The organism is Calothrix rhizosoleniae SC01, assembly GCF_900185595.1.
Classification (GTDB): domain Bacteria; phylum Cyanobacteriota; class Cyanobacteriia; order Cyanobacteriales; family Nostocaceae; genus Calothrix_A; species Calothrix_A rhizosoleniae.
The window spans coordinates 1-2,315 of sequence record NZ_FYBH01000327.1 but is presented as its reverse complement, the minus strand read 5'-3'; the positions used below and the strand labels follow the sequence as shown (position 1 = coordinate 2,315).

The window sequence follows — 2,315 nt, the reverse complement described above, 5'->3', positions numbered from 1 at the left end:
CCAACCTACTTAGTTGGTGAGATTGCTTCCTTCCGCTCCGCGACTATCGCAATGACATGCAGACTATCTTTGAAAGCAACTTGGTATCAAAATCGGATGGCTGCGGGATAATCTTTATTTTTTATTAAATAAATAGACATAAATCTATGCAATTAATTTAAATTTACAAGTAATGTCATGATTACTTGACTGTTTTGAATTAATTAACATTGGATTACGGTACGCTTCATCATATATAAATTAAGAAAATTATTCATTTCCGATCTCATAAATTGGTCTCAATATATAGAATAACAGATGCGATAAACCATAGATAACAAGAATTTGAGTTCAGGAAGAGAAGCTTATACCATTTTTAATTTTATATTTTAGACTTCGTCGTGAGCGCTCAGTCAAAAGATTGTGGATTGTGTAAGACTTACTGCATAAGCTTTTTCTCCTTTCCATCTGTGGCCAACAAAAATAAAATTGGTATTATTTGTTTGATTAATTGATAGAGAATTTAATCCCTGGGAATTTAGTTCAGATAGCTCCTATACAAGAAGCATTTTCAATTTTCCTCCATGAGATACTTGAATATCCATCAACAAAGTGTTCATAAATAAAATCAAAATATCCTAGATGTTCTCATAGTTGATATTCGAGAAAATACATAGATAAATCAAATCATCATGGTACAAAAATATTGATGGTTGCCATAATTGGTCGCGAATAAATGATATAATTAAAAATAAATAAAAATTAATTAAACTTTTGCCATAGTTAAGGTGTGTGGGGAAAAAGAAAAATTGGCATTTAACCATACTGTGTGAAAAAGAAAGAAACAAACAATGGAACCCGGAAATAAACGACATATTGCCTTGATTTCAGTTCATGGAGATCCGGCAATTGAAATAGGGAAAGAAGAAGCTGGTGGGCAAAACGTGTATGTGCGTCATGTGGGCGAGTCACTAGCGAGATTGGGATGGCAAGTGGATATGTTTACGCGCAGGGTAAACTCAGAACAAGATAAGATCGTCAACCATCATCCCAACTGTCGCACAATCCGTTTAGAAGCTGGTTCTACAGAATTTGTGCCACGGGATCGTATTTTTGAATACCTACCGGAATTTGTGAACAATCTGCTGGAATTCCAACAAGAAAATGGGATTACATATCCGTTGATTCATACAAATTATTGGCTGTCGGGGTGGGTAGGAATGCAACTGCAGGAAATGCAAGGAAGCAAGCTGGTTCATACATATCATTCCTTAGGGGTAGTCAAGTACAACACAATTAAGAAAATACCTGCGATCGCCAATATGCGGTTGGCAATAGAAAAACAAGTATTAGAAACAGCACATACGGTTGTGGCAACTAGTCCTCAGGAACAAGAACACATGCGATCGCTTGTTTCCACCAAAGGTAATATTGATATTATTCCCTGTGGGACGAATATTCACTTGTTTGGTGGTGTGGATAGGCAAGAAGCGAGGGCACAGTTGGGCATTGATCCCCAAACCAAACTAGTTTTATACGTAGGGCGTTTTGATCCCCGTAAAGGTATAGAAACCCTAGTCCGTGCCATCGGTAAATCTCAGTTGCGCCAATCGGAAAACATGCAATTGATTATTGGTGGTGGTAGTCGTCCTGGTCATAGTGATGGGAAGGAACGCGATCGGATTGAGAAAATAGTTGGGGAATTAGGTATGGGTGAAATGACACAGTTTCCCGGTCGTCTGAGTCAAGAAATTCTCCCGACTTACTACGCAGCTGCCGATGTTTGCGTTGTTCCTAGCCATTACGAACCTTTTGGATTAGTGGCAATTGAAGCTATGGCAAGTCGGACTCCAGTAGTAGCTAGTGATGTGGGTGGACTTCAGTTTACCGTTGTCAATGAAGAGACTGGTTTATTAGCACCACCTAAGGATGCAGATGCTTTTGCTGTGGCAATTGACCGGATTTTGAGCGATCCACAATGGGGCGATAAATTGGGTATGGCAGGCAGGAAAAGGGTTGAAAGTAAGTTTAGCTGGCATGGGGTAGCAGCTCAGTTGTCGGAATTATATACGCAAATTTTGCAACCAGTAGCTAAAGAAGTGGTGTTATTGGCTTGAGCCTCACAATCAAACTGAGGTTCATAAGATGTGTAGGCTGGGTTTCACTTCGTTCTACCCAGCCTACATTTTATTACTCGGCGTTCGCTTATTTTGAAACTCTAAGTTGAATTAAAGCTTTAATTTAAAAGGAAAAAGGCAATTCCTAAGTAAGCGGTCATATAGAAGTAATATTTGACACTTTGCTAAAAGGCTCCCAGAAGCGCCTATTTAACCCTC

The 2,315-nt window shown here is 38.9% G+C and carries 1 protein-coding gene; it reads left to right on the top strand.

The annotated features are described in order from the left end of the window. The first annotated feature begins 830 nt into the window (after positions 1-830). On the top strand, positions 831-2,096 hold the full coding sequence (locus CALSC_RS19900; RefSeq protein WP_088243020.1) for a glycosyltransferase family 4 protein: 1,266 nt from the start codon (positions 831-833) through the stop codon (positions 2,094-2,096). The last annotated feature ends 219 nt before the right edge of the window (positions 2,097-2,315 follow it).